We start from the raw sequence: 25,787 nt of genomic DNA on the forward strand, positions 1-25,787 counted from the left end.
GCGTCATACCGGGGTTCCGACCCGGCTGCACCGCCTGGTACTCCGGTAGGGGGTGCGGAGCCACGGCCCGGCGAGCGGCCCACGGTCCCGGCGTGGGCGTCGGCCCCGGCCCCGCCCCGGCCCCGCCCCGGCCCCGCCCCGGCCCTGCCACGGTCCTGGCCACGGCGAGGGCCGTGGCGTATGCCGCGAGCCCTGCCCCGGTCACAGCTCCGCGAGCAACTGGGCCTTCTTCGCGGTGTACTCGGCGTCCGTCACCAGTCCGGCCCGGTGCAGCTCGCCGAGGTGGTGTATCCGCTCGGCGATGTCCGCCGGGTCGCGCCGCCCGGCGTTCACCAGGACCGGGGCGGAAGCGGCCGGCGCGGGCTGCGTACGGCGTACGGACTCCAGGACGGCGGCGGCGAAGGGCAGCGATTCGTGCACCGGCCCGTAGCCCAGGCCGAACAGCACGGCGGCCGGATCCTGGTCGGCGGCCCGGGTGGCCGGAGCCGCGGCGGGCACCCCGACGGCGCCCGTGCCGTCCACGCTCCCGGAGCCGCCGGGGCCGTGCAGATCGCCCAGGCTGCCGCCCGTGCGGTGGTCCACCGGGGCCGTCGCGCGGGGCAGCAGGCGCAGATAGCCGTCGAGCGCCTCGGGCGAGCGCCATACGATTCCGGCCAACTCGCTCACTTTGAACGTCTGGTCGCCGGCTTTCCACTTGGCGCTGGAGGCTCCGGTCCAGGACCACCGGAAGGAGACCCGCTCACCGTCGAAGCCGGCCCGGCCGTCGTAGGCCTTGAAGTTCATCGGGGCCTCGGGGGCCGCCACCAGGAAGCGGTCGGCGGGCTCGTCGGACGCCGGGTCCAGCAAGGCCCGCAGCTCGTCCGCGTAGTACTCGGCGAGTACCTCCCGCTCCGCCGGAAGCACCAGGCGATAGGGGTCGCATCCCTCCTTGAGCTGCCCGGAGGCAGCCTCCACCAGAGGATCGGCCCCCGCCCTCGGCACGGCACGCAGAACCACCGTGCTCCGCTTGCCGGGGGTCAGCGTCACCGATGACAGCGCCGCATACGGGATGCGGCGTTCCCGCAGGCTCTGGAAGAGCTTCGGTGTGCGGATGCCCCGTTCGAAGCGGATGAGCACGGAGTCGGCGTCGAACTCCCAGGTGGCATGAATTCCGGCCAGCACATCACCCATGTGCCACATCGTATGCGGCACAGTCCCGCACGTCCCCCCTCGAAGTACGTCCGAATTTTTCGGCCCGGCACGGTTCTCTACGCGCGTCAGCCGTCCCGCTCGCCGGAAATACCACGGTGGCATGTGCTGTCGGTGCTCGCACAGCTGACCGATCCGTACGCTCCGACGCCGATCGCGGCGAAGTTGTCGAGGCTCTCGGTGCCCGGTTCGAAGTAGCCGCTGTGCCCGGCGGCCCCGGCCGCCGAGACGATCCGCGCACCGAACGCGGGGTCGACCGGGTCGGCCCCGTGGCCGATCCCGCCGAACTCCAGGTGCGGCACGTCCCCGATCCAGTCGTCCCCGTCCCGCGTCGCCCAGATCCGGGCGCCGGTCTCCAGCTGGCCGGCGTCGGCGGCCCGCATCCCGGGGCTGCCCGCGACCGCGATGTCGGCCACCCGGCCGGGGGTCCGGTGCGCGGCCACCCCGCACACCACGGAGCCGTAGCTGTGGCAGAACAGCGAGACCTTGGAGGTGCCGGGCAGCGCGCCGACCATCGCGTTCAGCCGCACCGCGCCGTCGGACGCCAGTCCGCCCAGCGCCGCGTCCACGCCGAGACCGGCCGGGGCGGTGTAGTCGGCCCACGCGATGACCGCCGTACGGGTGCCGGGCGAGGCCGAGCGCTCCGCCCCGTACAGCGACTCGGCCATCCCGACGGGGGCCGCGTAGCGGCGCTTGCTGCGTTCCAGGGTCAGCAGATGGGTGTCGACGCCCGGGACGACGACACTGACCCGGGCCGCCCGGTCGAGATCGCCGAACACCTCGGCCGCCCGGCCCTTCCCGGACGGGTCGAACGCCAGGATCTGCCGGTCGCCCCTGAGCAGCGACCGGAACCGGTGGAAGCGGGCCCGAGCCTCCTCACGCCCGTCCGGTGACAGCCTCTCGTCGTGCGCCCGCGCCTTCTCCGCGGCCATCGCCCGTCCGAGGGCCACCCGGTTGGCGTGGTAGCGCAGGGTGACCGGCGCGCCGTTCAGGTTCCCCACCACGGACGGGTACTTGTCCGCGAGCGCGAACCGCTGACCCGAGGTGAGCGTGGCGAAGAAGTGGCCGAGCCGGTAGGCGGAGGCGTCGGCCTCCGGCAGCGCATGGCCCGCTATCCGGTCCCGCGCCCAGGCGGCGAGCGCCAGCTCGCGCTCCCCGCCGGCCTGCTGATCACGTACGGCGCTCCAGCCCGTCGTCCCCAGCATCACGAACACCACCGCTACAGCGAGCAGCGCGCGCCATGCGGTCAACGTGGGGGAGGTGTCGAAGGAAGTCACTCCGGCACACCCTAGGAGACGCGCGGCGGCGACCGTGATCCAGGTGAGCCACATCACCCGTCCGCGAAGGATTCACCCCGGGTTCATCACGGAGGGTCACCGACGCCCCGCGGCCGTAGCTCGACTGGCGGCAGGTCCTGGCGCTCCCGCCAGTCGCGGGCGAGGGCCGGGACGAGCTGGTCGAGATACTCCTCGGTCAGATCCCGCAGCGCCTCCACGCTCGGATCGCCTGCCTGCCCCCACAGCTGGCCGGTCACCCGCATCACCCCGGAGAACGCGGCGACCGCCACCCGAGGGCGGGGATCCCGCTCCACGTCCAGCCCCTCGCGCTCCGCGATCAGCCGGGCGGTCTGGTTCTCCAGGGCGATGTTGCGCCGGATGTGGGCGGCGAGCAGGGAGGGGGTCGACTCGATCATCTGGTAGGTCCGCATGTGGAGGTCGACGGTGATGACCTCCTCGATCGCCTCGCCGATGCTCCCCCACGCGCACAGCACCGCCCGGCGCATGGCCTCGAAGGGCGCTTCGTGCGCGGGGCGCCGGCGCAGCTCCTCGGCGAAACGGGTCTCGACCACCTCCTGCACGGCGAAGGTGGGGTCCTCCTTGCTCGCGAAGTAGCGGAAGAAGGTGCGCTGGGAGACCTCCACCGCGTCGACGATCTCGTCGACGGTGGTGCGTTCGTACCCCTGGGTGGTGAACAGTTCGAGGGCGGCGCGCAACAAGGCGTCCCGGGTGCGCTGCTTCTTGCGTTCGCGCAGTCCGGGTCGGGGCTCGACTGTCTGCCCGTCGGTCACGTACAGGTCCCTCTTTTCCGTGTTTGTCCAGCTCACCATACCTGTGAGTGACCTGTGAGCTACGTGACAGTTACTGACTTGTGAATCGGATTGTCAACTGTCAGAGACTGTCACTAGTCTCGGTGTATGACTAGTCAGACCACTGTCGAGAAGGCGCCGCGGGAGCCCGAGGACAACGCCGGACCCGCCCCGGCCAAGGGGCTTCGCGGCCACCCCTGGCTGACCCTCTTCGCCGTCGCCATCGGCGTCATGATGGTCGCCCTCGACGGCACCATCGTCGCCATCGCGAACCCCGCGATCCAGCGTGACCTCGGCGCCTCGCTCGCCGACGTCCAGTGGATCACCAACGGCTATCTCCTCGCTCTCGCCGTCGCCCTGATCACCGCGGGCAAGCTGGGCGACCGCTTCGGCCACCGTCAGACCTTCCTCGTCGGCATCGCGGGCTTCGCCCTCGCCTCCGGCGCCATCGGCCTCTCCACGGAGATCTCCCTGGTCATCCTCTTCCGTGTGCTCCAGGGCCTCTTCGGCGCCCTGCTCATGCCGGCCGCGCTCGGTCTGCTGCGCGCCACCTTCCCCGCCGAGAAGCTGAACATGGCGATCGGCATCTGGGGCATGGTCATCGGGGCGTCCACCGCGGGCGGCCCGATCGCCGGCGGTCTGCTCGTCGAGCACGTCAGCTGGCAGTCGGTCTTCTTCATCAACGTGCCGGTCGGCATCGTGGCGCTCGCCTTCGGCCTGGTGATCCTCAAGGACCACCGTGCCGCCAACGCGCCGCGCTCCTTCGACATCCTCGGCATCATCCTGCTCTCCGGCGCGATGTTCGCCCTCATCTGGGGCATCATCAAGGCCGGTGAGTCCTGGGGCTGGGGCGACGCGCGGACCTGGGCCTGGCTGGCCTCCGCCGTCGCGCTCTTCATCGCCTTCGGCCGCTGGGAGAACCGCGTCCGCGAGCCGCTCGTCCCGCTGGGGATGTTCCGCTCCATCCCGTTGACGGCCGGTGTCGTCCTCATGACGCTGATGGCCTTCGCCTTCATGGGCGGCCTCTTCTTCGTGACGTTCTTCCTCCAGGGTGTCCACGGACTCAGCCCGGTCGACAGCGGTCTGCACCTGCTGCCGCTGACCGCCATGATGATCGTCTCCTCGCCGGTCGCCGGCCTGCTGATCACCAAGTTCGGCCCGCGCGTCCCGCTGGTCGGCGGCATGGTCTGCACGGCCACCGCGATGTTCGGCATGACCACGCTCACCGAGTCCACCGGCACCCTGACCATGTCCCTCTGGTTCGCCCTGCTCGGCTGCGGGCTCGCCCCGGTCATGGTCGGTGCCACCGAGGTCATCGTCGGCAACGCCCCCATGGAGCTGTCCGGTGTGGCCGGCGGTCTCCAGCAGTCGGCCATGCAGGTCGGCGGCGCGCTCGGCACCGCCGTCCTCGGCGCCGTCATGTCCTCCAAGGTCAGTGCCGACTTCGCGGACAACTGGGCCGGTGCGGGCCTGCCCGGCTCCCCCGACCCGAAGCTGGAGGAGGCCGCGGAGTTCGGCATGGTCCCGGCCGACGCGCTCTCCCAGGCCCCCGGCATGACGCCGGACATCGTCGACCGCATCGGCGGGGTCATCCACGACACCTTCATGTCCGGCATGGGCCTGGCCTTCACCGTCGCGGGCAGTGTCGCGGTCGTCGCCGCCCTCGTCGCCACCCTCACCAAGCGCGGCGAGAACGCCGAGGCGGGCGCAGGCGTCGGTCACATCTGAGGCACCCCGCACGACGGCACGGACCGTCAACACAGCGCAGGTCACAGCCCCGCCGAATCCTTTCGGCGGGGCTGTCGCCTATCAGGGTGGAGCGCCCCCGACCCTCTTCCGGACCCCTGGTCCGGTGACGCAGAGTGAGCACCGCAAGCACAACACCGACCAACCACGGGGGTTGATCCAGCATGCGTACGAATCCCGGCCGCACGAACCTGACGCGTACGGCTGTCCTCACGGCCGTTCTGGCCTTCTCCGCAGTCGTTCCCCAGGCCCTGGCCCAGGACCGGGCGGCAGCACCCCAGGACCGGGCGGCAGCGCCCCAGGACCGGGCGGCAGCGCCCCAGGACCGGGCGGCAGCGCCCCAGGACCGGGCGGCGGTGACCCGGGACGGGGCGGCCTCGGTCCCCGAGCGGCCCCGGGGCGTCGCTCTCGGAGCCTGCGAGGCGGGCCGGCTCTGCCTCTGGAAGAAGCCCGACTTCACCGGGGCCCGCCACACCTTCGAGCTCGCCGACACCGACATCGAGAGCTGCGTCCCGCTGCCCCGGGGCGGCGACGCCCAGTCCCTCGCCAACCGCACCGGGCGGCCCGTCACCACCTACCAGTCCGCCGAGTGCGCGGAGACCGGGGAGTTCGAGACGTACCCGGGCGGGGGCACCTGGACGCCCCGGTCGCCGTACCAGGTCCGTGCCTTCAAGATCTGGGAGAACTGAGCCGCGACACGCGAGGAGGCCACGTGAAGGGCCCGTGTGCAGGGCCCACGCGAAGGGGCGGTGACGCGAGCGCGTCACCGCCCCGGAGAGCCCGTTTCCGGACGACCGCCCTACGCGTCGCCGCCCGCCGCGCCCGGATCGGCCGCGGCCACGTCCAGGAGCTCGTAACGGTCGAGGGCCTTCTTCAGGGCCGACCGGTCGACCTTGCCCTCCTTGGCCAGCTCGGTCAGTACCGCCAGCACGATCGACTGCGCGTCGATGTGGAAGAACCGGCGGGCCGCACCCCGCGTGTCCGCGAAGCCGAAGCCGTCCGCGCCCAGCGACTGGTAGGCGCCCGGCACCCAGCGCGCGATCTGGTCGGGCACCGAACGCATCCAGTCCGAGACCGCCACGAACGGGCCCTGGGCCCCTTCGAGCTTCCTGGTCACGTACGGGACGCGCTGCTCCTCCTCCGGGTGCAGGAGGTTGTGGCGCTCCACGTCCACCGCGTCGCGGCGCAGCTCGTTCCAGGAGGTCGCCGACCAGACGTCCGCCTTGACGTTCCACTCGTCCGCGAGGATCCTCTGCGCCTCCAGGGCCCAGGGGACCGCCACGCCGGACGCCATGATCTGGGCCGGGATCTCCCCCTTCTCGCCGGTGGAGAAGCGGTGGATGCCCTTGAGGATGCCCTCGACGTCCACGTCCTCCGGCTCGGCCGGGTGCTGGATCGGCTCGTTGTAGACGGTGAGGTAGTAGAAGACGTCCTCGTTCGCCTCGCCGTACATCCGGCGCAGCCCGTCCTGCATGATGTGCGCGATCTCGAACCCGAAGGCCGGGTCGTACGCGACACAGGCCGGGTTCGTCGAGGCGAGCAGCTGCGAGTGGCCGTCCGCGTGCTGGAGGCCCTCACCGGTCAGCGTGGTGCGGCCGGCGGTCGCACCCAGCACGAAGCCGCGCGAGAGCTGGTCGGCCATCTGCCAGAACTGGTCGCCGGTCCGCTGGAACCCGAACATCGAGTAGAAGACGTAGACCGGGATCAGCGGCTCGCCGTGCGTGGCGTACGCCGAACCGGCCGCGATCAGCGAGGCCGTGCAGCCCGCCTCCGAGATGCCGTCGTGCAGCATCTGGCCCGTGGGGGACTCCTTGTACGCGAGCAGCAGCTCCCGGTCGACCGCCTCGTACTGCTGGCCCAGCGGGTTGTAGATCTTCGCACTCGGGAAGAAAGCGTCCATGCCGAAGGTGCGGTACTCGTCGGGGGCGATCAGCACGAACCGCTTGCCGATCTCCTTGTCCCGCATGAGGTCCTTCAGGATGCGGACGAACGCCATGGTGGTGGCGATCGACTGCGAACCCGAGCCCTTCTTCGCGGCCGCGTACGTCTTGTCCGCGGGCTGCGGCAGCGGCTTCGCACGGACCACCCGGGTCGGGACGTAACCGCCCAGACTCTGCCGGCGGTCGTGCATGTACTGGATCTCCTCCGAGTCGCGGCCCGGGTGGTAGTAGGGCGGGTAGCCCTCGTCCAGCTGCTTGTCCGTGATCGGGATGTGCAGGCGGTCCCGGAAGCGCTTGAGGTCCTCGACCGTGAGCTTCTTCATCTGGTGGGTCGCGTTGCGGCCCTCGAAGTTCGGCCCCAGCGTCCAGCCCTTGACCGTCTGCGCCAGGATGACCGTCGGCTGGCCCTTGTGGGCCTTGGCCGCCGCGTAGGCCGCGTACACCTTGCGGTGGTCGTGACCGCCGCGGCCCAGGTGCAGGATCTGCTGGTCGGACATGTCCTTGACCATGTCCCGCAGCCGTGGGTCGTCGCCGAAGAAGTGCTCGCGGATGTACGCGCCGGTCTCCGTGGCGTACGTCTGGAACTGCCCGTCCGGCGTGGTGTTCAGCTTGTTGACCAGGATGCCCGTGCGGTCCTGCGCCAGCAGCGGGTCCCAGGAGCGGTCCCAGACCAGCTTGATGACGTTCCAGCCGGCGCCCCGGAACTGCGACTCCAGCTCCTGGATGATCTTGCCGTTGCCGCGCACCGGGCCGTCGAGCCGCTGGAGGTTGCAGTTGACGACGAAGGTCAGGTTGTCCAGGCCCTCGCGGGCCGCGATGGAGAGCTGGCCCAGCGACTCAGGCTCGTCCATCTCGCCGTCGCCCAGATAGGCCCAGACGTGCGACGCGGAGGTGTCGGCGATCCCGCGCGCCTCCATGTAGCGGTTCATCCGGGCCTGGTAGATCGCACCGAGCGGGCCGAGGCCCATCGAGACGGTCGGGAACTCCCAGAAGTCCGGCATCAGCCGCGGGTGCGGATAGCTGGACAGCCCGTTCGGAGCCTTCGACTTCTCCTGGCGGAACGCGTCGAGCTGCGCCTCGCTCAGCCGGTCCAGCAGGAACGCGCGGGCGTAGATCCCCGGGGACGCGTGCCCCTGGAAGAAGATCTGGTCACCGCCGTCGCCCTGGTCCTTGCCCCGGAAGAAGTGGTTGAAGCCCACGTCGTACAGCGAGGCGGAGGAGGCGAACGTGGCGATGTGCCCGCCGACGCCGATCCCGGGACGCTGGGCGCGCGAGACCATCACGGCGGCGTTCCAGCGGGTCGCGTTGAGGACCTTGCGCTCGATCTCCTCGTCGCCCGGGAAGAACGGCTCGTCCTTCGTGGCGATCGTGTTCACGTAGTCCGTGCTGCGCATCTCCGGCACGGCGACACGCTTCTCCCGCGCGCGCTCGATGAGCCGGAGCATCAGATAGCGGGCCCGCTCACGGCCGCGCTCGTCGACGGCGGCGTCGAGGGAGTCGAGCCATTCCCGGGTCTCCTCGGGATCGAAATCCGGGACCTGGCTCGGAAGGCCGCCAATGATGATCGGGTTGCGATCTGATCCGGAAGCCACACTGTTCCTTCGCTGTTCGGTGGTGCTCTACGGGGCTGTTGCGGGGAACGTGCCCCCAGACAGCTCTGACAACTCTGTCAACTCTGTGCGCGCCGACTCCATCGTGCTACCGCGAGGGCCCGAACGTCATCTCTACCGAGGGGTAACCCCTCGGTTCGAAAAACTCGTCCACGGGGCACGAGTGTGGGCAGTACGCGGCTGGGTACGGGCAAACCGCAACCTTACGCCCAAGGCGTCCAAGTGTTCCCAAAGGCTGTTCGACTCCTATTGGCGGAGCGAAACCGCATAAGCTGAGGAAGGACGTAAACGGATGGAGCGATCCGGGGCAGGCCCCGGGAAGCCGCCGGAGAGACATGCCGGAACTTGCGGTGACGTGGCAGGGAACGTCACCGTATAGGCGGTCTCGCACGCTGGGTACTTGCGCGATTCGCCGGGCCCGTGTGGACTACGGCCTACGCCCCGCGCACGCGCGTGGCTGAGCATTTTCCGAAGACATGATCAGGAGGCAACCCGTGAGCGCGACCGCGGACCACGCGGAGGAGCGGACCAACCCGGCGGCACGCCTGGGGTTCGAGCCCGGACAGGTGGTCCAGGAGATCGGCTACGACGACGACGTCGAGCTGGAGCTCCGTGAGGGCATTGAGGCCACGACCGGCCAGGAACTCGTCGACGAGGACTACGACGACGTCGCAGACGTCGTCCTGCTCTGGTTCCGTGACGAGGACGGCGACCTTACGGACGCGCTGGTGGATGCCATCGGTCTGATCGAGGACGGCGGGATGGTCTGGCTGATGACGCCGAAGACCGGCCGTGACGGATACGTCGAACCGAGCGACATCAATGAGGCCGCCCAGACGGCCGGGCTCGCCCAGACCAAGAGCATCAGCGCGGGCAAGGACTGGACGGGCAGCCGTCTGGCCACTCCCAAGGGGGCCAAGGCCAAGCGCTGAACCGCTCTCCGTACCACCCCGGGGCCCTCACGGGCGCAGACGCACCCGTGAGGGCCTTCGTACGCCCGCGAGCGGGCTGCGTAGGGTGGGAGCCACCCGGACGGCCCCCGCCCGGGAAGCGGAGAAGGGATGCGTGTTCCATGACGATCGAGGTCGGCAGCCAGGCCCCGGACTTCCAGCTCAAGGACAACCACGGCAGGACCGTGCGGCTGTCGGAGTTCCGCGGTGAGAAGAACGTGGTGCTGGTGTTCTACCCGTTCGCCTTCACCGGCGTCTGCACCGGGGAGCTGTGCGCGCTCCGCGACGAGCTGCCCCGCTTCGAGAACGAGAGCACCCAGCTTCTCGCCGTCTCCAACGACTCCATCCACACCCTGCGCGTCTTCGCCGAGCAGGAGGGTCTCGAGTACCCGCTGCTGTCCGACTTCTGGCCGCACGGGGAGACCTCGCGGGCCTACGGGGTCTTCGACGAGGACAAGGGCTGCGCGGTGCGCGGCACCTTCGTCATCGACAAGGAGGGCGCCGTCCGCTGGAGCGTCGTCAACGGCCTCCCGGACGCCCGTGACCTGAAGGACTACGTCAAGGCGCTCGAAGCGCTCTGAGACGATCTTCCGGCGACGCCCGGTCAAAAGCCTGTTTTGGCCGGGAACCGGTCACTAGGATCCAATCGTTGATCCGATACCAACGAACGACGGGGACGCTGGTGTCTGCCGGCCCCTGAGACAACTACTGGAGGACTCGTGGGAGTCAGCCTCAGCAAGGGCGGCAACGTCTCGCTGACCAAGGCAGCGCCCAACCTGACCGCGGTCATCGTCGGTCTGGGCTGGGACGCCCGCACGACCACCGGGGGTGACTTCGACCTCGACGCCAGCGCCCTGCTGACGAACGCCGAGGGCAAGGTCGCCGCCGACGGCAATTTCGTCTTCTTCAACAACCTGAAGAGCCCCGACGGCTCCGTCGAGCACACCGGTGACAACACCACCGGTGAGGGCGAGGGCGACGACGAGGTCATCAAGGTCAACCTCGCCGGTGTCCCGGCCGACGTCGACAAGATCGTCTTCCCGGTCTCGATCTACGAGGCCGAGACCCGTCAGCAGAGCTTCGGCCAGGTCCGCAACGCGTACATCCGCGTGGTCAACCAGGCCGACAACACCGAGCTCGCCCGCTACGACCTGAGCGAGGACGCCTCGACGGAGACCGCGATGGTCTTCGGCGAGCTCTACCGCAACGGAGCCGAGTGGAAGTTCCGCGCCATCGGCCAGGGGTACGCCTCCGGCCTGCGCGGCATCGCCCAGGACTTCGGCGTCAACGTCTGACGTTCGGGCGCCAGGGGAGCGTCCGGCCGGTCCTGATCTGGCGGACGCCCCCGACCGGGCGCTTTCGACGCCCGACCCCGGGCGTCGAAAGCGCCCGGCAGCGTTTTTCACGACTCGGGGAGGACACACATGGGCGTCACGCTCGCCAAGGGAGGCAATGTCTCCCTCTCCAAGGTCGCACCCAACCTCACCCAGGTGCTGGTCGGGCTCGGCTGGGACGCACGCTCCACCACGGGCGCCGCTTTCGACCTCGACGCCAGCGCCCTGCTGTGCCAGTCGGGCCGGGTGCTCGGTGACGAGTGGTTCGTCTTCTACAACAACCTCACCAGCCCGGACGGCTCCGTCGAGCACACCGGCGACAACCTCACCGGCGAGGGCGACGGCGACGACGAGTCCGTCATCGTCCGCCTCGACCAGGTCCCCGCCCACTGCGACAAGATCGTCTTTCCGGTCTCGATCCATGACGCGGACAGCCGGAACCAGGCGTTCGGCCAGGTCAGCAACGCCTTCATCCGCGTGGTCAACCAGGCCGACGGCCAGGAGCTGGCCCGGTACGACCTCAGCGAGGACGCCTCGACGGAGACCGCGATGATCTTCGGAGAGCTCTACCGGTACAACGGCGAGTGGAAATTCCGTGCAGTCGGTCAGGGGTACGCGTCGGGCCTGCGCGGCATCGCTCTAGACTTCGGCGTCAACGTTTCGTAACGCCGCGCAGGGCGCGGGGGAGCCCCGACACACCGGGGGAGACCCTTAACAACACGATGGGGTACCAGTGCTTCTGAAAACCTTCGGCTGGTCGTTCGCGGTTACCGCGCTCGGCCTGGTCGCAGCGATTTTCTACGGGGGGTGGCAGGCTTTCGGCATCGTCGCGATCCTGTCCGTCCTGGAGATCTCGCTGTCCTTCGACAACGCGGTGATCAACGCCGGAATCCTGAAGAAGATGAATGCCTTCTGGCAGAAGATCTTCCTCACCGTCGGCATCCTCATCGCCGTCTTCGGTATGCGGCTGGTGTTCCCCGTCGTGATCGTGGCCGTGAGCGCCAAGCTCGGCCCGATCGAGGCCATCGACCTGTCCTTCAACGACCCGGACAGGTACAAGGAACTGGTGACGGACGCCCATCCGTCGATCGCCGCCTTCGGTGGCATGTTCCTGCTGATGATCTTCCTCGACTTCATCTTCGACGAGGATCGGGACATCCACTGGCTGCGCTGGATCGAGCGGCCGCTCGCCAAGCTCGGCAAGGTCGACATGCTGTCGGTGTGCGTCGCCCTGATCATCCTGATGATCACCGCCATGACCTTCGCGACCCAGGCCCACCAGCACGGTGGCGGACACGTCGACAAGTCGGCGACGGTCATGCTCTCCGGCATCGCCGGTCTGATCACCTACCTGATCGTGGGCGGGCTCTCCGGCTTCTTCGAGGGCAAGCTCGAAGAGGAGGAGGAGCGTGAACACGAGGCCGAGGAGGAGGCCAGGAAGAAGGGCAAGCCCGTCACCGGGGTCGCCCTGGCCGGAAAGGCCGCGTTCTTCCTCTTCCTCTACCTGGAGGTCCTGGACGCCTCGTTCTCCTTCGACGGCGTCATCGGCGCCTTCGCCATCACCAACGAGATCGTGCTGATGGCCCTCGGCCTCGGCATCGGCGCCATGTACGTCCGTTCGCTCACCGTCTACCTGGTGCGCGAGGGAACGCTCGACGACTACGTCTACCTGGAGCACGGCGCGCACTACGCGATCGGTGCGCTCTCGGTCATCCTGCTGGTCACCATCCAGCACGAGATCAACGAGCTCATCACCGGATCCGTCGGCGTGATCCTGATCGCCATCTCCTTCTGGTCCTCGGTCAAGCGCAACCGCGCGATGGCCGCGGAAGCCGGCGGGGGCGACGGCTCGGGCACCAAGGCGGAAGTGTCCTCCGGGGTGTGACCCGGTAGGGATTGAGGAACGCTCTCTGCGGGGCGGCCCACACGGCGACGGCTCTCCGGGAACTCCCGGACCCGGCCCGGTGGCCGCCCCGCAGTGATGTCCGGGACGCGCACGGACGGCGCGTACAGGCGAGGCGAACAGGTGGGGGCAGGGATGGGATTCTTCGACGGCCTGTGGCCGGGGCGTGCGGCGCAGTTCGACACGGGCAACGCGCCGTCGAGCGCGGTCCTGCTGTCCAAACGGAACGCCACGATCTCGCTCAGCAAACAGGGCGCCCTGTCGGGCAACCTCCGGGTCAACCTCTCCTGGCGGATGCGGACCTCGGACATCGAGGGCCGGTCCCGCCAGAGCGGCATGCTGCGGCGCCCCCTCCAGCTCTTCAAACCCGAGGTGGTCCAGGCGCACACCCAGGGCGTCGTCAACGTCGACCTGGACCTCGGCTGCATGTACGAGCTGACGGACGGCACCAAGGGGGTCGTGCAGCCGCTGGGCGGCCTGATCGGCGACCTCAACGGCCCGCCCTACGTCCGGCTCAGCGGTGACGACCGGTTCGGCGCGCCCTCGGGCGAGACGGTGTACGTCAACCTGGACCAGCGCGACAAGATCAAGCGACTGCTGTTCTTCGTCTACATCTACGACCGGACGCCGGCGTTCGACCGTACGCACGCCAAGATCACGCTCTACCCCGGCAACGGCCCGCGCATCGAGATCGAGCTGGACGAGCGCGCGCCACAGGCCCGCTCCTGCGCGGTCTTCACCGTGGAGAACGTCAAGGACGAGCTGATCGTGCGCCGCGAGGTGAAGTTCGTGTACGGATTCCAGTCCGAGCTGGACCGGCTGTACGGCTACGGCATGCAATGGGGGCGCGGCTACAAGACCCGGTCCTGACCCGGGGCCGGTCCCGGGACCCGGATCAGGACCGGACGAACTGCGGACCTTGTGGAGGCAGCGCGAAATGGGGGTCGGGAGCGTGCGCGGCCGCTGCCGCAGGCTGCGGGTAGCCGTAGGCGGCCGGGGCGGCGGCGGGCTGCGGATAGCCGTACGCCGGCTGCTGGGCCCCGGCGTCGGCGGCGGGCGCGACCGGGGGCGGGTAGCCGTAGGAGGGCTGCTGATGCTGCACCGTGGCCTGCGAGTCGGGCCCGGTGGCCGGGGCCGGGGCGGGCCCGGCGGGGCGCTCGGCGGCGGGGGCACGGAGGCCGGGAGGGGCCCCGCGCCGGCCGGGTCCTGCGCACCGTCGTCCGCCCGCTCCGCGTCCGCCGCCTCCGATTCGTCGACCGAGATGCCGAAGGCGGTGGCCAGGCCGATCAGGCCGGTGGGATAGCCCTGGCCGACCGCACGGAACTTCCAGCCCTCGCCGCGGCGGTACAGCTCGCCGCAGATGATCGCCGTCTCCTCCCCGGTCTCCGGCCGCACATCGAACACCGCCAGCGGCTCGCCCTCGGCGAACGCGGCGTCGAACAGCAGGATCCGCAGGTCCGGGACCTGCTCGAAGGCGGCCCCGTCGGAGGAGGCCGCGATGACGACCTGGTCCACCGAGGCGTCCAGCGCCCCGAGGTCCGCCTCGACCGTGTCCGTGAGCCCTTCCGGGACACTGCGCTTCGGCAGCCGCCGCACCAGACCGGAAGGGTGCCGGGGCTGGTTGTAGAAGACGAAGTCCTCGTCGGACCGCACCCGTCCGGACGCACCGAGGAGCAGGGCGGAGGCGTCCACGTCGGGGACCCCGGTGCCCGGGGTCCAGCGCAGCACGGCCCGGACGGCCGCGGCATCGACAGGGACGTTCGAGCCCTTCAGCATCGTGTGCGTCATGACGGTCATCCTGCCTGCTGGGGGCCCGTGCGGACAACGCGGGGGCGGCACCGGCCGCACTCGGCGGCGGCCCGGGCCGAGCGGGACAGTACCCCGAGAGGGGGCCGGACAAGCGGCGAGTAACCGGAAATTCATGGACACGGGGAACTGTTGACACCCGTCCGTACGTACTATTACCGGCCACGCGTTGTCCGACCGGTCAGGCAGTTCGGGGGAAAATCATGCGTCACTTCGGGCACATATCGCCCGCTGCCCGCAAGGGCCTGTTCCACAGGGAGCCCTGCGCCTTCACCGCGGACTCCCCCGCCGGCATGCTCTCCGTCGCCCTGGGGGCCACCCTCTACTCCCCGGCCACCCGCCCGTCGCTCGCCGACGACGTGCTGAAGCAGGCCGCCCGCGGTGTCGTCTCCATGGTGCTCTGCTTGGAGGACTCGATCGACGACGCCGAGGTGACGGCGGCCGAAGCGAACCTGATCAGGCATTTCGCCACCCTGGCCGACCTGGACGCGGCGGCCGGTCCGGTCGCGCGCGGTTCGGGCGACACCCAGGACCCGGCCGGCCCGGACATCCCGCTGCTCTTCATCCGCGTACGGGAACCCGACCAGATCACCGACCTGGTCCGCCGCCTCGGCGCATCGGTCCGCATGTTGTCCGGTTTCGTACTTCCCAAATTCACCGAAGAGCGTGGCCGGAACTTCCTGGAGGCGCTCGCCGAGGCCGAGGCGGCCTGCGGCCGACGGCTCTTCGCCATGCCGGTCCTCGAATCCCCCGAACTGCTCCACCTGGAGACGCGCGCCGAGATCCTCCGCGGCATCGCCCGCGGCGTCGACAAGTACCGGGACCGCGTGCTCGCCCTGCGGCTCGGCGTCACCGACTTCTGCTCGGCCTACGGACTGCGCCGCGCACCCGACATGACGGCGTACGACGTCCACATCGTCGCCTCCGTGATCGCCGACGTCGTCAATGTGCTCGGCCGGGCCGACGGCACCGGCTTCACCATCACCGGCCCGGTCTGGGAGTACTTCCGCCGCCAGGAGCGCATGTTCAAGCCCCAGCTGCGCCGCAGCCCCTTCCTGGAGGGCCGCGCCGAGGAGCTGCGCACGGCGCTCATCGAGCACGACATGGACGGCCTGCTCCGGGAGATCGAGCTCGACCGGGCCAACGGCCTGCTCGGCAAGACCTGCATCCACCCGTCGCACGTGGCACCCGTCCACGCGCTGTCCGTGGTCAGCCACGAGGAGTTCACCGACGCCCAGGACATTCTGGGCCCCGGGCGCGGGGGCGGCGGGGTGCTGCGCTCGGCCTACACGAACAAGATGAACGAAGTGAAGCCGCACCGGGCCTGGGCCGAGCGGACGCTCCAGCGGGCCGAGGTCTTCGGAGTGGCACGGGAAGACGTCGGCTTCGTGGACCTGCTGGCCGCCGGCCTGGCGAACTGAGCGCGCATCGATGAGCGGGCGCGCGGCGAGAGAAGAGGACGTGGACGTGGTGTGGTCCGGCGACTGGGTGGCCGAGCGGCTCGGAGTCGCCCTCGAAGGCGACGGAGACCTGCGGGAGCTGCTGGGCCTGGCCCTGCGCCGCAACCCCAAGCGGGCCCACCTGCTCGTCTCCAACGTGCTGGGCAAGCACGTGCCCCAGCGGCCCTCCGTGGTGTACGGGGCGGGGTACGAGCTCGGTGAGCGGGTCCGGGCACTGCTCGGTGACCAGGAGGCCCGCCGCGCGGTGGTCCTCGGCTACGCGGAGACGGCCACCGGTCTCGGCCACGCCGTCGCGGACGGCCTGCGGGACGCCCCGTACCTGCACTCCACCCGGCGCCCGGTGCCGGGAGCCGTGCGGGCGGGAGGCTTCGAGGAGGCCCACTCGCACGCCACCTCGCACCTGCTGCTGCCGGAGGACCCCCGGCTGCTGGCCCCGGGAGCGGGGGCATCCGCGCTGGTCCTGGTCGACGACGAGTTCTCCACCGGCAACACCGTCCTCAACACCGTCCGCGCCCTGCACGAGCTGCACCCGCGCGACCGGTACGTCATCGTCGCGCTGGTCGACATGCGTTCCCCGGCCGACCGCGACCGGCTGACCGCCTTCGCCGCCGAGATCGGCGCCCATGTCGACCTGGTGACCCGCTCCACGGGCACGGTCACGCTCCCGGACGGCGTACTGGCTCGCGGCCAGGCCCTGGTCGCGGCCCAGGAAGCGCAGGGCTCCGCTTCCACGCCGCCCTCCGTACCGGCTCCCGCCCCCGTCACCCGCGTCGGCCTCGGCTGGCCCGCGGGCCTTCCCGACGGCGGCCGGCACGGCTTCACCCCCGCTCACCGGACGGCGCTCGAAGCCGCGCTCCCGGACATGGCGGAGCGGATCGCGGGCGCGCTGGACGCCGGTGCCCGCCGGGGCCGGGTGCTCGTCCTCGGCTTCGAGGAGCTGATGTACGCGCCGCTGCGCCTGGGCACCGCGCTGGAACAGGCACTGGGCGCGGACGCCGACGTCCGGTACTCCACCACCACCCGCTCACCCGTCCTCGCCGTCGACGACCCCGGCTACGCGATACGCACCCGCCTCGTCTTCCCGGCCCACGACAGCCCGGCGGAAGGCCCCGGCGACCGGTACGCGTACAACGTGGCCGGCGCCGGCTTCGACGCGGTGGTCGCCGTCGTCGACTCCATCGCCGACACCCCCGAACTGCACGCCCCCGAAGGGCTGCTGGCCCGCCTGGCCGCCCACACCGGCCAGGTACTCCTCGCCGTGGTCCCCTCGTACGCCCCCACTCCCGCCCAGGAGCCCGCCGTGCTGCCCGAGCCCCTCAGAGGCCCCGACTTCTCCAGCTACGCGCCGGACGACGTCGGCTGGCTGCTCCAGGACCTCTCGGACACCGAGCTGGAGGCCCCCACCGAGGAGCGCGAGGAGGCGATCCAGAGCGGCGGCGCGCACTACGCGGAGTCGCTGCCCGTGGAGTACCAGCCGAGTGCCGAGTACCAGGCGCTGTTCTCCGCCGCCCTGGAGGCCTCCGCCGCGCGCATCGCCCGCGCGGTCGGCACCGTCACCGAGACGGTCCTCGCCGAACGCGGCCCCCGGCCCGTCCTCGTCTCGCTCGCCCGCGCCGGGACCCCGGTCGGGGTGCTGATGCGCCGCTGGGCCCGGCACCGGCACGGCCTGGACCTGCCGCACTACGCCATCTCCATCGTCCGGGGCCGCGGCATCGACGCCACCGCCCTGCGCTGGCTGGCCGCCCATCACGACCCGGCCGACGTGGTGTTCGTCGACGGCTGGACGGGCAAGGGCGCGATCACCCGCGAACTGGCCGCGGCGATCACGGAGTTCGAGGCCTCCGGCGGGCCCGGCGGCTTCGACCCGGAGATCGCCGTGCTCGCGGACCCGGGCGGCTGTGTGCGGACGTACGGCACCCGCGAGGACTTCCTCATCCCCTCGGCCTGCCTCAACTCCACGGTCTCCGGCCTCATCTCCCGTACGGTGCTCCGCGCCGACCTGGTCGGCCCCGACGACTTCCACGGCGGGAAGTTCTACCGGGAGCTGGCCGGAGCCGACGTCTCCAACCGCTTCCTCGACACGATCGCCGCCCGCTTCGACGAGGTGGCGGGCCAGGTCGAGGCCGAGGCCGAGGAACTGCTCGCCGCCGACCGCGCCCCGACCTGGGAGGGCTGGGCTGCCGTCGAGCGGATCAGCGAGGAGTACGGCATCCACGACGTCAACCTGGTCAAGCCCGGCGTCGGCGAGACCACCCGGGTGCTGCTCCGCCGGGTCCCCTGGAAGATCCTCGCCCGGCGCGGCGCGGGCACCGACCTGGAGCACATCCGGCTGCTGGCCGAACAGCGCGGCGTCCCCGTCGAGGAGGTCGACGACCTCCCGTACAGCTGTGTCGGGCTGATCCATCCCCGGTACACGCGCGGCGCGACGGGCGCGGACGGCAGGGCGGTGGCGGCCGGCAGCGCACCGGTGGCCGCCGGCGAGGCGGTGCAGGGCGCGTGAGCACCACCACTCCGGCCGCCACCCTGGTGGCGAGCGACCTCGACCGTACGCTGATCTACTCGGCCGCCTCCCTCGACCTGGCCATGCCGGACGCCGAGGCCCCCCGGCTCCTGTGCGTCGAGGTGTACGGCCACCAGCCCCTCTCGTTCATGACCGAGACGGCCGCCGCACTCCTCACCGAGGTGGCGACCGCCACCGTCTTCGTGCCGACCACCACCCGCACCCGCGAGCAGTACCACCGCATCCACCTCCCCGGCCCCGCCCCCCGGTACGCGATCTGCGCCAACGGCGGCCACATCCTGGTCGACGGGGTCTCCGACCGCGACTGGCAGCGGCAGGTGGAGTCCCGGATCGCGGCCGAATGCGCGCCGCTCACCGAGATCCGCGCCCACCTCGCCACCACCGCCGACCCGGCCTGGCTGCTGAAGGAACGGGTCGCCGAGGACCTCTTCGCCTACCTCGTCGTCGAACGGGCCCAGCTGCCCGAGGAGTGGGTGAAGGAGCTGGCTGCCTGGGCCCGCCCACGCGGCTGGACGGTCTCCCTCCAGGGCCGCAAGATCTACGCGGTCCCGGCGCCGCTCACCAAGAGCGCCGCGATGCGCGAGGTGGCCCGCCGCACGGGCACCACGCGCACGCTCGCCGCCGGGGACTCCCTCCTCGACGCCGACCTCCTGCTCGACGCCGACCTCGGCTGGCGCCCCGGCCACGGCGAACTGGCCGACGAGGGCTGGCGGGCCCCGCACGTGGTGGCTCTGGAGGAGCGGGGCGGGGCGGCGGGGGAGGAGATCCTGCGCCGCTTCCTGGCGGCCGCCGGGTGAGTTCCCCTGCGCGCGGGCGCCCGTTGCGTGAGGCTGGAGGCATGACCAAGGGCAACGACACGACGATCACCGACGAGCTCTACCAGTACATGCTGGCCCACAACCCGCCGCTGGACCCGGTCCAGCGGGAGCTGGTGGACACCACGTACGCGAGGTTCCCCGACCACGCGGGCATGGTGTCGGCCGAGGAACAGGCCCCGCTGCTGGCCTTCCTCGTCCGACTGGTCGGCGCCCGGCATGTGGTGGAGGTGGGGACGTTCACCGGGTTCAGCGCCCTGGCGATGGCCCGGGCGCTGCCCGCCGACGGCCTGCTGATCGCCTGTGACATCTCCGAGGAGTGGACGGCGTACGGCCGTGCGGCCTGGGAGAAGGCAGGAGTCGCGGACCGGATCGACCTGCGGATCGCCCCCGCCCTGGACACCCTGCGCGCGATGCCCGCCGACCCGCACATCGACTTCGCCTACCTGGACGCGGACAAGGGCGGCTACATCGCGTACTGGGAGGAGCTGGTGCCCAGGATGCGGCAGGGCGGGGTCATCGCCACGGACAACGTGCTCTTCCACGGCGGGGTGACGGACCCGCAGGCGACGGGCCCGACGGCGGCGATCAAGGAGTTCAACGACCATGTGAGCGCGGACACCCGGATGGACAGCGTGCTCCTGGCGGTCGCAGATGGCCTGACGCTGTCCCGCAAGCGCTGAATCTGACGCCTCCGGTAAGGCAAGGGCGGGGCACGGCACGTCAAGGCAAGGCAAGGCAAGGCACAACCATGCGAGAACTGTGCCTAGACCTAGACCTAGACCTGGGCCGGTGGCCGGGGCGCAGGGTGGGGGAGGGGCCGGGATCAGCCGCAGCACCCGCCCCCGCAGCAGCCGCCGCCTCCACCGCCACCGGACGGTGCGGGTGCGGACCCGGCGGCGCCGCCCACGGCCACGGCGGACAGCAGCTTGACGGTGTCGTCGTGGCCCGCGGGGCAGGAAGCGGGGTCCGAGGACCGGGCCATGGGACGGCTGACTTCGAAGGTGTCGCCGCAGGTGCGGCAGCGGAATTCGTAACGAGGCATGGGCTCAGGCTAGAGCCATCGAGGGCCGGAGACCACGCCCCCTGATACCCCGCTGACGCCGCACGCCGCAGCCGGTCCTCCGGATCAAGCCCTACGCGCCTGGACCAGACGCGGGCTGGAGGCGGGGAAGGCCCTCGCGAACCGATCAGGCCCTACGCGCCGGGACCAGGCCCTGCACGCCGGGACCAGGCCCTGCACGCCGGGACCAGGCCCTGCACGCCCGGATCAGGCTTACTACGCGCCGGAACCAGGCTCCGCACGCCCGGATCAGGCTTACTACGCGCCGGAACCAGGCTCCGCACCCTCGGATCAGGCCCGGCCACGTGCCTCGATCAGTCTCTCCTGTGCGCCTCGACCAGCACCTACGCGCTCCCGCCGCCGCGTTCCTCGCGGATGCCGGAGACGACCCGGGCCGCGGTCTGCCGCACGGCCTCGGTCTCGGTCAGGAAGTGCCAGTAGTCGGGGTGGCGCCCTTCGAGGCCGGCGATGGCCCGCTCCAGCCGGGCGACGGAGTCGTCGAGCGGCCTTGCGTGCCGGGGGTCGGGCGTGTGCCGACCGGCCATGGCGAGGCGCTGGGCGTCCCGCACCGCGAACCGGGTCCGCTCGATCTCCTGCTGCGGGTCCTTCGCGACGGCGTTCAGCTGCTGCAGCCGGTCTCCGGCGGCGGACACGGCCTCGTCCACCGTGTTGAGCAGGGCGCGGACCGTGGACAGCCGGGACGTGGCGTCCGCCCAGCGCTGCTCCTCCCGCGCCTTCGCCGCCTCGGCGAGCTTGTCCTCCGCCTGCCGGACATGGGTGGCGGCCTGCTCCGGGACGGGCTGGAGGTCCTGCCAGCAGGCGGCGGAGAAGCGGCGCCGCAGCTCGCTGAGCACCGGCTCCACCGAACCCGCCCGGGTCGTCAGCGCCTGTGCCCGGGTCCGCAGGGACACCAGGCGCCGGTCGATCTCGGCGGCCCGCTCGGGCAGCCGCTCCGCCTCGGCGCGCACGGCCTCGGCATCGCGGAGCACCACATCGGCGCGCTGGAGCGTCTCCGGGACTCCGTGTTTCCCCGCGCCCTGGTTCAGCTTGGTCAGCTCGGGGGCGAGCGCGGCGAGCCGGGCGGCCAGCTCGTCGGCCCGCAGCCCCGCTGCCCGCACGGTGTCGAGGGCGCCGGTCGCCGCGAGGAGCGCCTGACGGGCCCGCTCGACGGCCGGTGCGAGCCGGGCGAGCTGGGTTTCCGCGCTGCCCAGCAGCGGCCCGAGTCCCTGGGCGAAGCGGTCCAGCTCGCCCTTGACCCGCACGAGGTCGTCCTTGGCCCGGGTCAGCTCGGTGCGGGCCCGGGAGGCGACGGCGGGCTCCAGATCGTCCCGGTCCAGGTCGTGGCTGTCGACGGCGGTGATGTAGGCGTGGCTGACCTCGTCGATGCGCCGGCCGAGCGCGGCGAAGTCCTCGGACGCCTTGCGCCCGCGCGAGGAGCTGTCCACGGCGTTGATGGTCTCGATGGAGATCCGCAGATCTCGCTGGGCGGTGTCCAGCTCGTAGAAAGCCTCGGCGGCGGCGTCCTTCGCGGCCTGCGCCTCGGCCCGCTGGCTCTCCGCGCCGCGCCCGCCGAACCAGCGGCGCGTCCCGCCTCCGGCGAAGGCTGCGGGCAGGGCGGCCAGCACAAGGGGCACGGGCAGCACCATCAGCGCCAGAAGGTCCCGGCCACTCCGAACGGCGGAACTCGCACCCGCTCCTGCCTCCGGCCGCGCGTTGGTCGCCGTCACATCCCTCTCCCGTGCCGATTCTCCCTGCCCGGTACATTCTCCCACCAGGTAAGGACGAACACACGGGTCGGTTAGTTCGCGCTTCGCACCGTGACTTCCCCGTTGTCGCTGTGGGCCTTCACCACGTGGGCGCTGTCGTCGCCGCGCGGCACGGCCACGGAGACGTCCCCGTTGTCCGCGGAGGCGTCGACCTTGTACTTCTGGCCACCGGGCGGCAGATCGATGGTGATGCTTCCGTTGTCGCTCACGGTGTCCACCAGGTCGGGCACGGACGCGAAGCCCAGCCGGATCTCCCCGTTGTGGGCCCGGGCGACCACGGAGGAGCCGGATATCCGATCGGCCCGCACCTCCCCGTTGTCGCTCTTCAACTTCAGCGCGCCGCTCGCGTCCCGCACGTTGATCTCGCCATTGTCGGAGGACAGATCCAGCGCACTGGTGAAGCCGGTGGCGCTGACCGTCCCGTTGTCCGATGCGGCGGTCACCGCGACTCCGCGCGGCACCTTCACCCGGTGCCGGGAGTCGCAGTTGTTGGCGAGGCCCTGGCACTTCACCCGGAGCGTGAGGGTGTCGTCCTCCATCTTCCAGACCGTGTCCGGGCCGCTGCCGAACACCACCCACCCGTCGACCTGCCGTTCCACCTCGACCTGCTCCACATCGGCCGGCACGAGGTCCACGACACCGTTCTCGGCGTCGACGGTCAGCGTCCTGCCTTCCAGAGCGAACGACTTGCGCTCGACGGGGGCGCCGTCCACGTCCGTGCTCCCGCACCCGGTGAGAGCAAGCCCCAGCAACGCCACCCCGCCCCCGAGAGCGAGGGCCCGCCCGGTGCCCCCGAGGCGCGCCCCGGAACGGGTGAGGGCCGGTGCGCTCGTAACGATGTCCACGGTGATCGATCCCCCAGTGCGTGCGGTGCGTGCCACCGGACGTCGTCGCCGGTGCACTCAAACCGTATGCAGTCACAGCCCCCGGCGGGATACGGCCGACCACCGTCTCGGGGGTGGGGTTATCCCCCGGTCCCGAACGGTTTATGAGCAGGGCCCGGGTCCATGTACGCTGTTGCCTCATCCACGGGTGCGTAGCTCAGGGGTAGAGCGCTGCTCTTACAAAGCAGATGTCGGCGGTTCGAAACCGTCCGCGCCCACCAGCACAAAGACCCCCCAGCCGATCGTGGCTGGGGGTCTTTGACATCCACCTCTGACTTCAACGGGCGCGGTCACCCACGGTCGGGCCGCTGCCGCCTCAGCATGCGGTCGAGGTGACTCACGGCCTCGCGCTGCGTGTCCTGGACGACGTGGGCGTAGATGTTCATCGTGACCGCGATCTGACTGTGCCCGAGGATCTCCATCACGACACGGGGAGCGACCCCGGCGGCGGTGAGCAGGGTCGCGCAGCCGTGGCGGGCATCATGCAGCCGGATGACGCGAAGCCCGGCGGTGCCGGCGACCCGGGTGAACGAGCGGTACAGGTTGCGCGGCTCGATCGGCCGGCCGGTGCGCGTGGTGAAGACGTAGCCGGTCTCCTCCCACTGATCACCGGCAGCCTCACGCAAGGCCGCTTGCCGCAGACGTTCCCAGCGCAGCGGTGCCACGCACAGGGCAGGCAGGGGAAGCGTCTGCTTCCTGCGACGCCCCTTGGGATCGTCCTCGTACGCCTCACCGCGTACACGCTGCCGCTGAGTGCGGACCTCATCAAGCCCTCATGGGAGCAGGAGCGAACCCAACGCCACAAGGTCGCCTAGCTGTCGAGCCATGCAGAGTTGGTACAGGTTCTTCTACCTCATCGAGGGCGCGGACTGGCCCCCTTGTGCCCGGCCTTCTGTGCCTTCGGCACCCAGGCCGGGCCTATGGGCCGCAGCGAACTACGGCCCCTGAGTCGAGAACCAAGCCCGCGGCTTCAAGAGATGCCTCCGGCGGGGGCGCTCAGACTCCGGGATGGACGGGGCACCGTTCGCGAGTGCCGGCCGGAGCGGGGCGAGCGTCGTGGGGCTCCCATCCCGACCACCTTCGATCCAGGCAGAGCCGAGCGGTCGCGGCCCAGGGCGTCAAGGTCGTTCGTACAGTGGCGCGCTGCACCTTGACGCCCTGAACCACGACCGCTCCACGACGTGTGGGTCGAAGGCGGACGGGATGGAAGCCGGGTAAGTGGTGGGTGAGGCTAGGTGACCGGCCGCTAGGGTGCGAGGTGGGGTGATTGAGTGCGCGGAAGTCTGCCGGTCGAAAATGCGGGGAATGTCCCGCTGTGCCTCTTTATCGAGCCGTACGGTGAGGACTTCTGGCTCGAACCGGGCGAGGCCGTCACCGTCTCACCGATGAGCGACCGCATCGACGCCCAGTTCGCGGTGTCTGTTGCGGCCGAGCTGGTGAGCGTGTGGCTCTACGAGGACGGCGACCCCAACAAGGTCATCTCGGACTCCCAGGTGATCGATGCGTCTGGTATCCCGTTGGAGTGTGGTCACCAGCGTCACGACCGGCGGATTCCCGGACCGTTCTGGCAGTCAGGTGTCAAGCCCGCTGCCTCTCCTGACATCAGCGCCTGACACCAACAAGCGCGAACCGCATCGGTCAACGCCGAATCTCAGCGGCTCGGTAGCAGGCGCCCGGAGCGCGTTGAACGAGGCCGCAGAACTCCCGTGGACCTGATAACGATGAGGCCAGACCTCAAAGCCGTGGAGTGTACGGGCGCCAGCAGCACCATCGGCCGGCCCCCGTGGCCTTTGCACGGTCATTGAGACCCAACCGCCCACGTGCCCATGCGTCCGAGGTGCGTGGTCGGCGCTGTCAGGTCTCACTCTTGGCCATCAACAGAGCCTGCGTCGCCGGTTAGGCCACGGACTGGATACCGGACCACCCCCAGGCAGACCAGGGATGCAGCTGCACTACAGAGCTGGATACCCCGGGTGCCGACCACGCGCCGCTGAGGCTACGCGTCCGCACTGACAATCGAGACCAGATCTTGGCGGTACAGCAGAGAAGTACAGCAACCGCGCCGACCACTACTGGCCGTCGTTGCGCGTGGACGGCTGTCTGAGCAGGCGTGGAGGCCTCAGCGACCGCCTTGCCCATGGTTCGCATCGAGGTGCGGCTGTCTCGTATGCACAGCACCAGCCAAGCCAGGGGTGAGATCTTGGTAGCGAGCTGAGCTGAGCCCGGCACTGCTGCTGGGTTCCGCGCTGCTTGTGCCCGTGGCGTTTCTCTGTCGTTTGCCTCCTCGTCCAAACCGGGATTTTACGTCTGAGAGCGTGCGAGAGAGGGTGATGACTATGGGCGCTGCCTGGTTGGTTGCTAGCCGCAGCACGGTTGCTGGCATCTGCGAAGGGATGATTGGTGGGGTCCTCCTCACCTACCTGACGGGCGCAGCAGTGGTGGGCTGAGTCCAGCGCCCCGCTATCGGGTGACATGGAGCGCGGGCGGCCGGCGAGGGGTCTGACATCTATCACTGACATCAACAGCGGTGGACCTCGGCGGTCGTGCTCGGTCCTTCATGGAGCAGGCAGCTTGAGAGTGTGGGGCCGCGCGGCGCGCTGGCCGAACTTAGCAGATGTCGGCGGTTCGAAACCGTCCGCGCCCACCAGGAGAAGGGCAGCCGAGAGCCTGTTCTCGACCCCCGGCCGTGATCGGCCGGGGGTCTTCTCGTGCCGG

The 25,787-nt window shown here is 70.5% G+C and carries 20 protein-coding genes, 1 tRNA gene and 2 pseudogenes; 14 read left to right on the forward strand and 9 right to left on the reverse strand.

The genetic code is table 11. The features are described from left to right. Positions 1-201 precede the first annotated feature (201 nt). From KME66_RS24900 to KME66_RS24910, 3 genes are all read right to left on the reverse strand, one after another. The gene (locus KME66_RS24900; protein WP_216326086.1) at positions 202-1,170 is read right to left on the reverse strand and encodes a DUF4429 domain-containing protein; all 969 of its coding nucleotides are present in this window, start codon (positions 1,168-1,170) and stop codon (positions 202-204) included. An 86-nt stretch (positions 1,171-1,256) separates the two neighbouring features. Then, complete coding sequence (locus KME66_RS24905; RefSeq protein WP_216326089.1) at positions 1,257-2,465, reverse strand: alpha/beta hydrolase; 1,209 nt, start codon at positions 2,463-2,465, stop codon at positions 1,257-1,259. 86 nt (positions 2,466-2,551) lie between these two features. After that, positions 2,552-3,256 (reverse strand): TetR/AcrR family transcriptional regulator, encoded by a 705-nt coding sequence (locus tag KME66_RS24910; protein ID WP_216326092.1) that lies wholly within the window; start codon positions 3,254-3,256, stop codon positions 2,552-2,554. 126 nt (positions 3,257-3,382) lie between these two features. Here KME66_RS24910 and KME66_RS24915 point away from each other — a divergent pair, with 126 nt between their 5' ends. Both KME66_RS24915 and KME66_RS24920 read left to right on the forward strand, forming a co-directional pair. Beyond that, positions 3,383-5,002, forward strand: coding sequence for an MFS transporter (locus KME66_RS24915; protein WP_216326095.1), 1,620 nt, complete (start codon positions 3,383-3,385; stop codon positions 5,000-5,002). A 182-nt stretch (positions 5,003-5,184) separates the two neighbouring features. Next, positions 5,185-5,709, forward strand: coding sequence for a peptidase inhibitor family I36 protein (locus tag KME66_RS24920; RefSeq protein WP_216326098.1), 525 nt, complete (start codon positions 5,185-5,187; stop codon positions 5,707-5,709). Positions 5,710-5,819: 110 nt separating this feature from the next. On the opposite strand, the gene aceE is transcribed toward KME66_RS24920, so the two are convergent. Continuing rightward, on the reverse strand, positions 5,820-8,552 hold the full coding sequence (aceE, locus tag KME66_RS24925) for a pyruvate dehydrogenase (acetyl-transferring), homodimeric type (RefSeq protein ID WP_216326101.1): 2,733 nt from the start codon (positions 8,550-8,552) through the stop codon (positions 5,820-5,822). A gap of 512 nt (positions 8,553-9,064) precedes the next feature. On the opposite strand from aceE, the gene KME66_RS24930 reads away from it, so the two are divergent. The 6 genes from KME66_RS24930 to KME66_RS24955 all read left to right on the forward strand — a co-directional run bounded on the left by KME66_RS24930 (position 9,065) and on the right by KME66_RS24955 (position 13,627). Further along, a complete protein-coding gene (locus tag KME66_RS24930) occupies positions 9,065-9,502 on the forward strand; it encodes a DUF3052 domain-containing protein (RefSeq protein WP_010070596.1) in 438 nt (145 codons plus the stop codon). Between the two features lie 140 nt (positions 9,503-9,642). Next, entirely contained in the window at positions 9,643-10,101 is a 459-nt protein-coding gene (locus KME66_RS24935) for a peroxiredoxin (RefSeq protein ID WP_073218609.1), read from the forward strand. Positions 10,102-10,239: 138 nt separating this feature from the next. After that, complete coding sequence (locus tag KME66_RS24940) at positions 10,240-10,815, forward strand: TerD family protein (RefSeq protein ID WP_073218606.1); 576 nt, start codon at positions 10,240-10,242, stop codon at positions 10,813-10,815. Between the two features lie 129 nt (positions 10,816-10,944). Beyond that, positions 10,945-11,520, forward strand: a complete 576-nt coding sequence (locus KME66_RS24945) for a TerD family protein (protein WP_073218602.1) — start codon at positions 10,945-10,947, stop codon at positions 11,518-11,520. Between the two features lie 67 nt (positions 11,521-11,587). Next, positions 11,588-12,739 carry a DUF475 domain-containing protein gene (locus tag KME66_RS24950; RefSeq protein ID WP_073218599.1) on the forward strand — a complete coding sequence of 384 codons (1,152 nt, stop codon included), beginning with the start codon at positions 11,588-11,590 and terminating at the stop codon, positions 12,737-12,739. A 153-nt stretch (positions 12,740-12,892) separates the two neighbouring features. After that, positions 12,893-13,627 (forward strand): Tellurium resistance, encoded by a 735-nt coding sequence (locus tag KME66_RS24955; RefSeq protein ID WP_073218596.1) that lies wholly within the window; start codon positions 12,893-12,895, stop codon positions 13,625-13,627. A gap of 25 nt (positions 13,628-13,652) precedes the next feature. Here KME66_RS24955 and KME66_RS24960 read toward each other — a convergent pair. After that, positions 13,653-14,545: pseudogene (locus tag KME66_RS24960) on the reverse strand (TerD family protein). Positions 14,546-14,766: 221 nt separating this feature from the next. Here KME66_RS24960 and KME66_RS24965 point away from each other — a divergent pair. From KME66_RS24965 to KME66_RS24980, 4 genes are read left to right on the forward strand one after another with little or no spacing between them, the layout of a single operon-like run. Beyond that, a complete protein-coding gene (locus KME66_RS24965) occupies positions 14,767-15,984 on the forward strand; it encodes an HpcH/HpaI aldolase/citrate lyase family protein (RefSeq protein ID WP_216326103.1) in 1,218 nt (405 codons plus the stop codon). Positions 15,985-15,994: 10 nt separating this feature from the next. After that, a complete protein-coding gene (locus KME66_RS24970; protein ID WP_216326106.1) occupies positions 15,995-18,523 on the forward strand; it encodes a phosphoribosyltransferase in 2,529 nt (842 codons plus the stop codon). After that, positions 18,520-19,341 carry an HAD family hydrolase gene (locus KME66_RS24975; protein WP_216326109.1) on the forward strand — a complete coding sequence of 274 codons (822 nt, stop codon included), beginning with the start codon at positions 18,520-18,522 and terminating at the stop codon, positions 19,339-19,341. Before KME66_RS24970 ends, KME66_RS24975 begins: the two co-directional genes overlap by 4 nt. A gap of 41 nt (positions 19,342-19,382) precedes the next feature. Beyond that, complete coding sequence (locus tag KME66_RS24980) at positions 19,383-20,042, forward strand: O-methyltransferase (protein WP_073218580.1); 660 nt, start codon at positions 19,383-19,385, stop codon at positions 20,040-20,042. 143 nt (positions 20,043-20,185) lie between these two features. Here KME66_RS24980 and KME66_RS24985 read toward each other — a convergent pair whose 3' ends face one another. The 3 genes from KME66_RS24985 to KME66_RS24995 form a co-directional block, all read right to left on the reverse strand. After that, positions 20,186-20,404 carry a zinc ribbon domain-containing protein gene (locus tag KME66_RS24985; RefSeq protein WP_073218577.1) on the reverse strand — a complete coding sequence of 73 codons (219 nt, stop codon included), beginning with the start codon at positions 20,402-20,404 and terminating at the stop codon, positions 20,186-20,188. A gap of 362 nt (positions 20,405-20,766) precedes the next feature. Continuing rightward, positions 20,767-22,149, reverse strand: a complete 1,383-nt coding sequence (locus KME66_RS24990) for a hypothetical protein (protein WP_216326113.1) — start codon at positions 22,147-22,149, stop codon at positions 20,767-20,769. Between the two features lie 71 nt (positions 22,150-22,220). Beyond that, positions 22,221-23,033: a DUF4097 family beta strand repeat-containing protein gene (locus KME66_RS24995; RefSeq protein ID WP_073218571.1), complete on the reverse strand. Its 813-nt coding sequence runs from the start codon at positions 23,031-23,033 to the stop codon at positions 22,221-22,223. A gap of 185 nt (positions 23,034-23,218) precedes the next feature. On the opposite strand from KME66_RS24995, the gene KME66_RS25000 reads away from it, so the two are divergent. Next, positions 23,219-23,293, forward strand: a tRNA-Val gene (locus KME66_RS25000). Between the two features lie 69 nt (positions 23,294-23,362). On the opposite strand, the pseudogene KME66_RS25005 reads toward KME66_RS25000, so the two are convergent. Then, positions 23,363-23,833, reverse strand: a pseudogene (locus KME66_RS25005) (tyrosine-type recombinase/integrase); the annotation flags it as partial. Between the two features lie 510 nt (positions 23,834-24,343). Here KME66_RS25005 and KME66_RS25010 point away from each other — a divergent pair. Further along, positions 24,344-24,685 carry a hypothetical protein gene (locus KME66_RS25010; RefSeq protein ID WP_216326116.1) on the forward strand — a complete coding sequence of 114 codons (342 nt, stop codon included), beginning with the start codon at positions 24,344-24,346 and terminating at the stop codon, positions 24,683-24,685. Positions 24,686-25,787 lie beyond the last annotated feature (1,102 nt).

This window comes from Streptomyces sp. YPW6 (assembly GCF_018866325.1).
Lineage (GTDB): Bacteria > Actinomycetota > Actinomycetes > Streptomycetales > Streptomycetaceae > Streptomyces.

Coding starts and splice junctions, on each gene's coding strand:
- KME66_RS24900 (WP_216326086.1), bottom strand. CDS start 1,170: ATGGGTGATGTGCTGGCCGGAATTCATGCCACCTGGGAGTTCGACGCC.
- KME66_RS24970 (WP_216326106.1), top strand. CDS start 15,995: ATGAGCGGGCGCGCGGCGAGAGAAGAGGACGTGGACGTGGTGTGGTCC.
- KME66_RS24945 (WP_073218602.1), top strand. CDS start 10,945: ATGGGCGTCACGCTCGCCAAGGGAGGCAATGTCTCCCTCTCCAAGGTC.
- KME66_RS24965 (WP_216326103.1), top strand. CDS start 14,767: ATGCGTCACTTCGGGCACATATCGCCCGCTGCCCGCAAGGGCCTGTTC.
- KME66_RS24985 (WP_073218577.1), bottom strand. CDS start 20,404: ATGCCTCGTTACGAATTCCGCTGCCGCACCTGCGGCGACACCTTCGAA.
- KME66_RS24955 (WP_073218596.1), top strand. CDS start 12,893: ATGGGATTCTTCGACGGCCTGTGGCCGGGGCGTGCGGCGCAGTTCGAC.
- KME66_RS24980 (WP_073218580.1), top strand. CDS start 19,383: ATGACCAAGGGCAACGACACGACGATCACCGACGAGCTCTACCAGTAC.
- KME66_RS24920 (WP_216326098.1), top strand. CDS start 5,185: ATGCGTACGAATCCCGGCCGCACGAACCTGACGCGTACGGCTGTCCTC.
- KME66_RS24915 (WP_216326095.1), top strand. CDS start 3,383: ATGACTAGTCAGACCACTGTCGAGAAGGCGCCGCGGGAGCCCGAGGAC.
- KME66_RS24935 (WP_073218609.1), top strand. CDS start 9,643: ATGACGATCGAGGTCGGCAGCCAGGCCCCGGACTTCCAGCTCAAGGAC.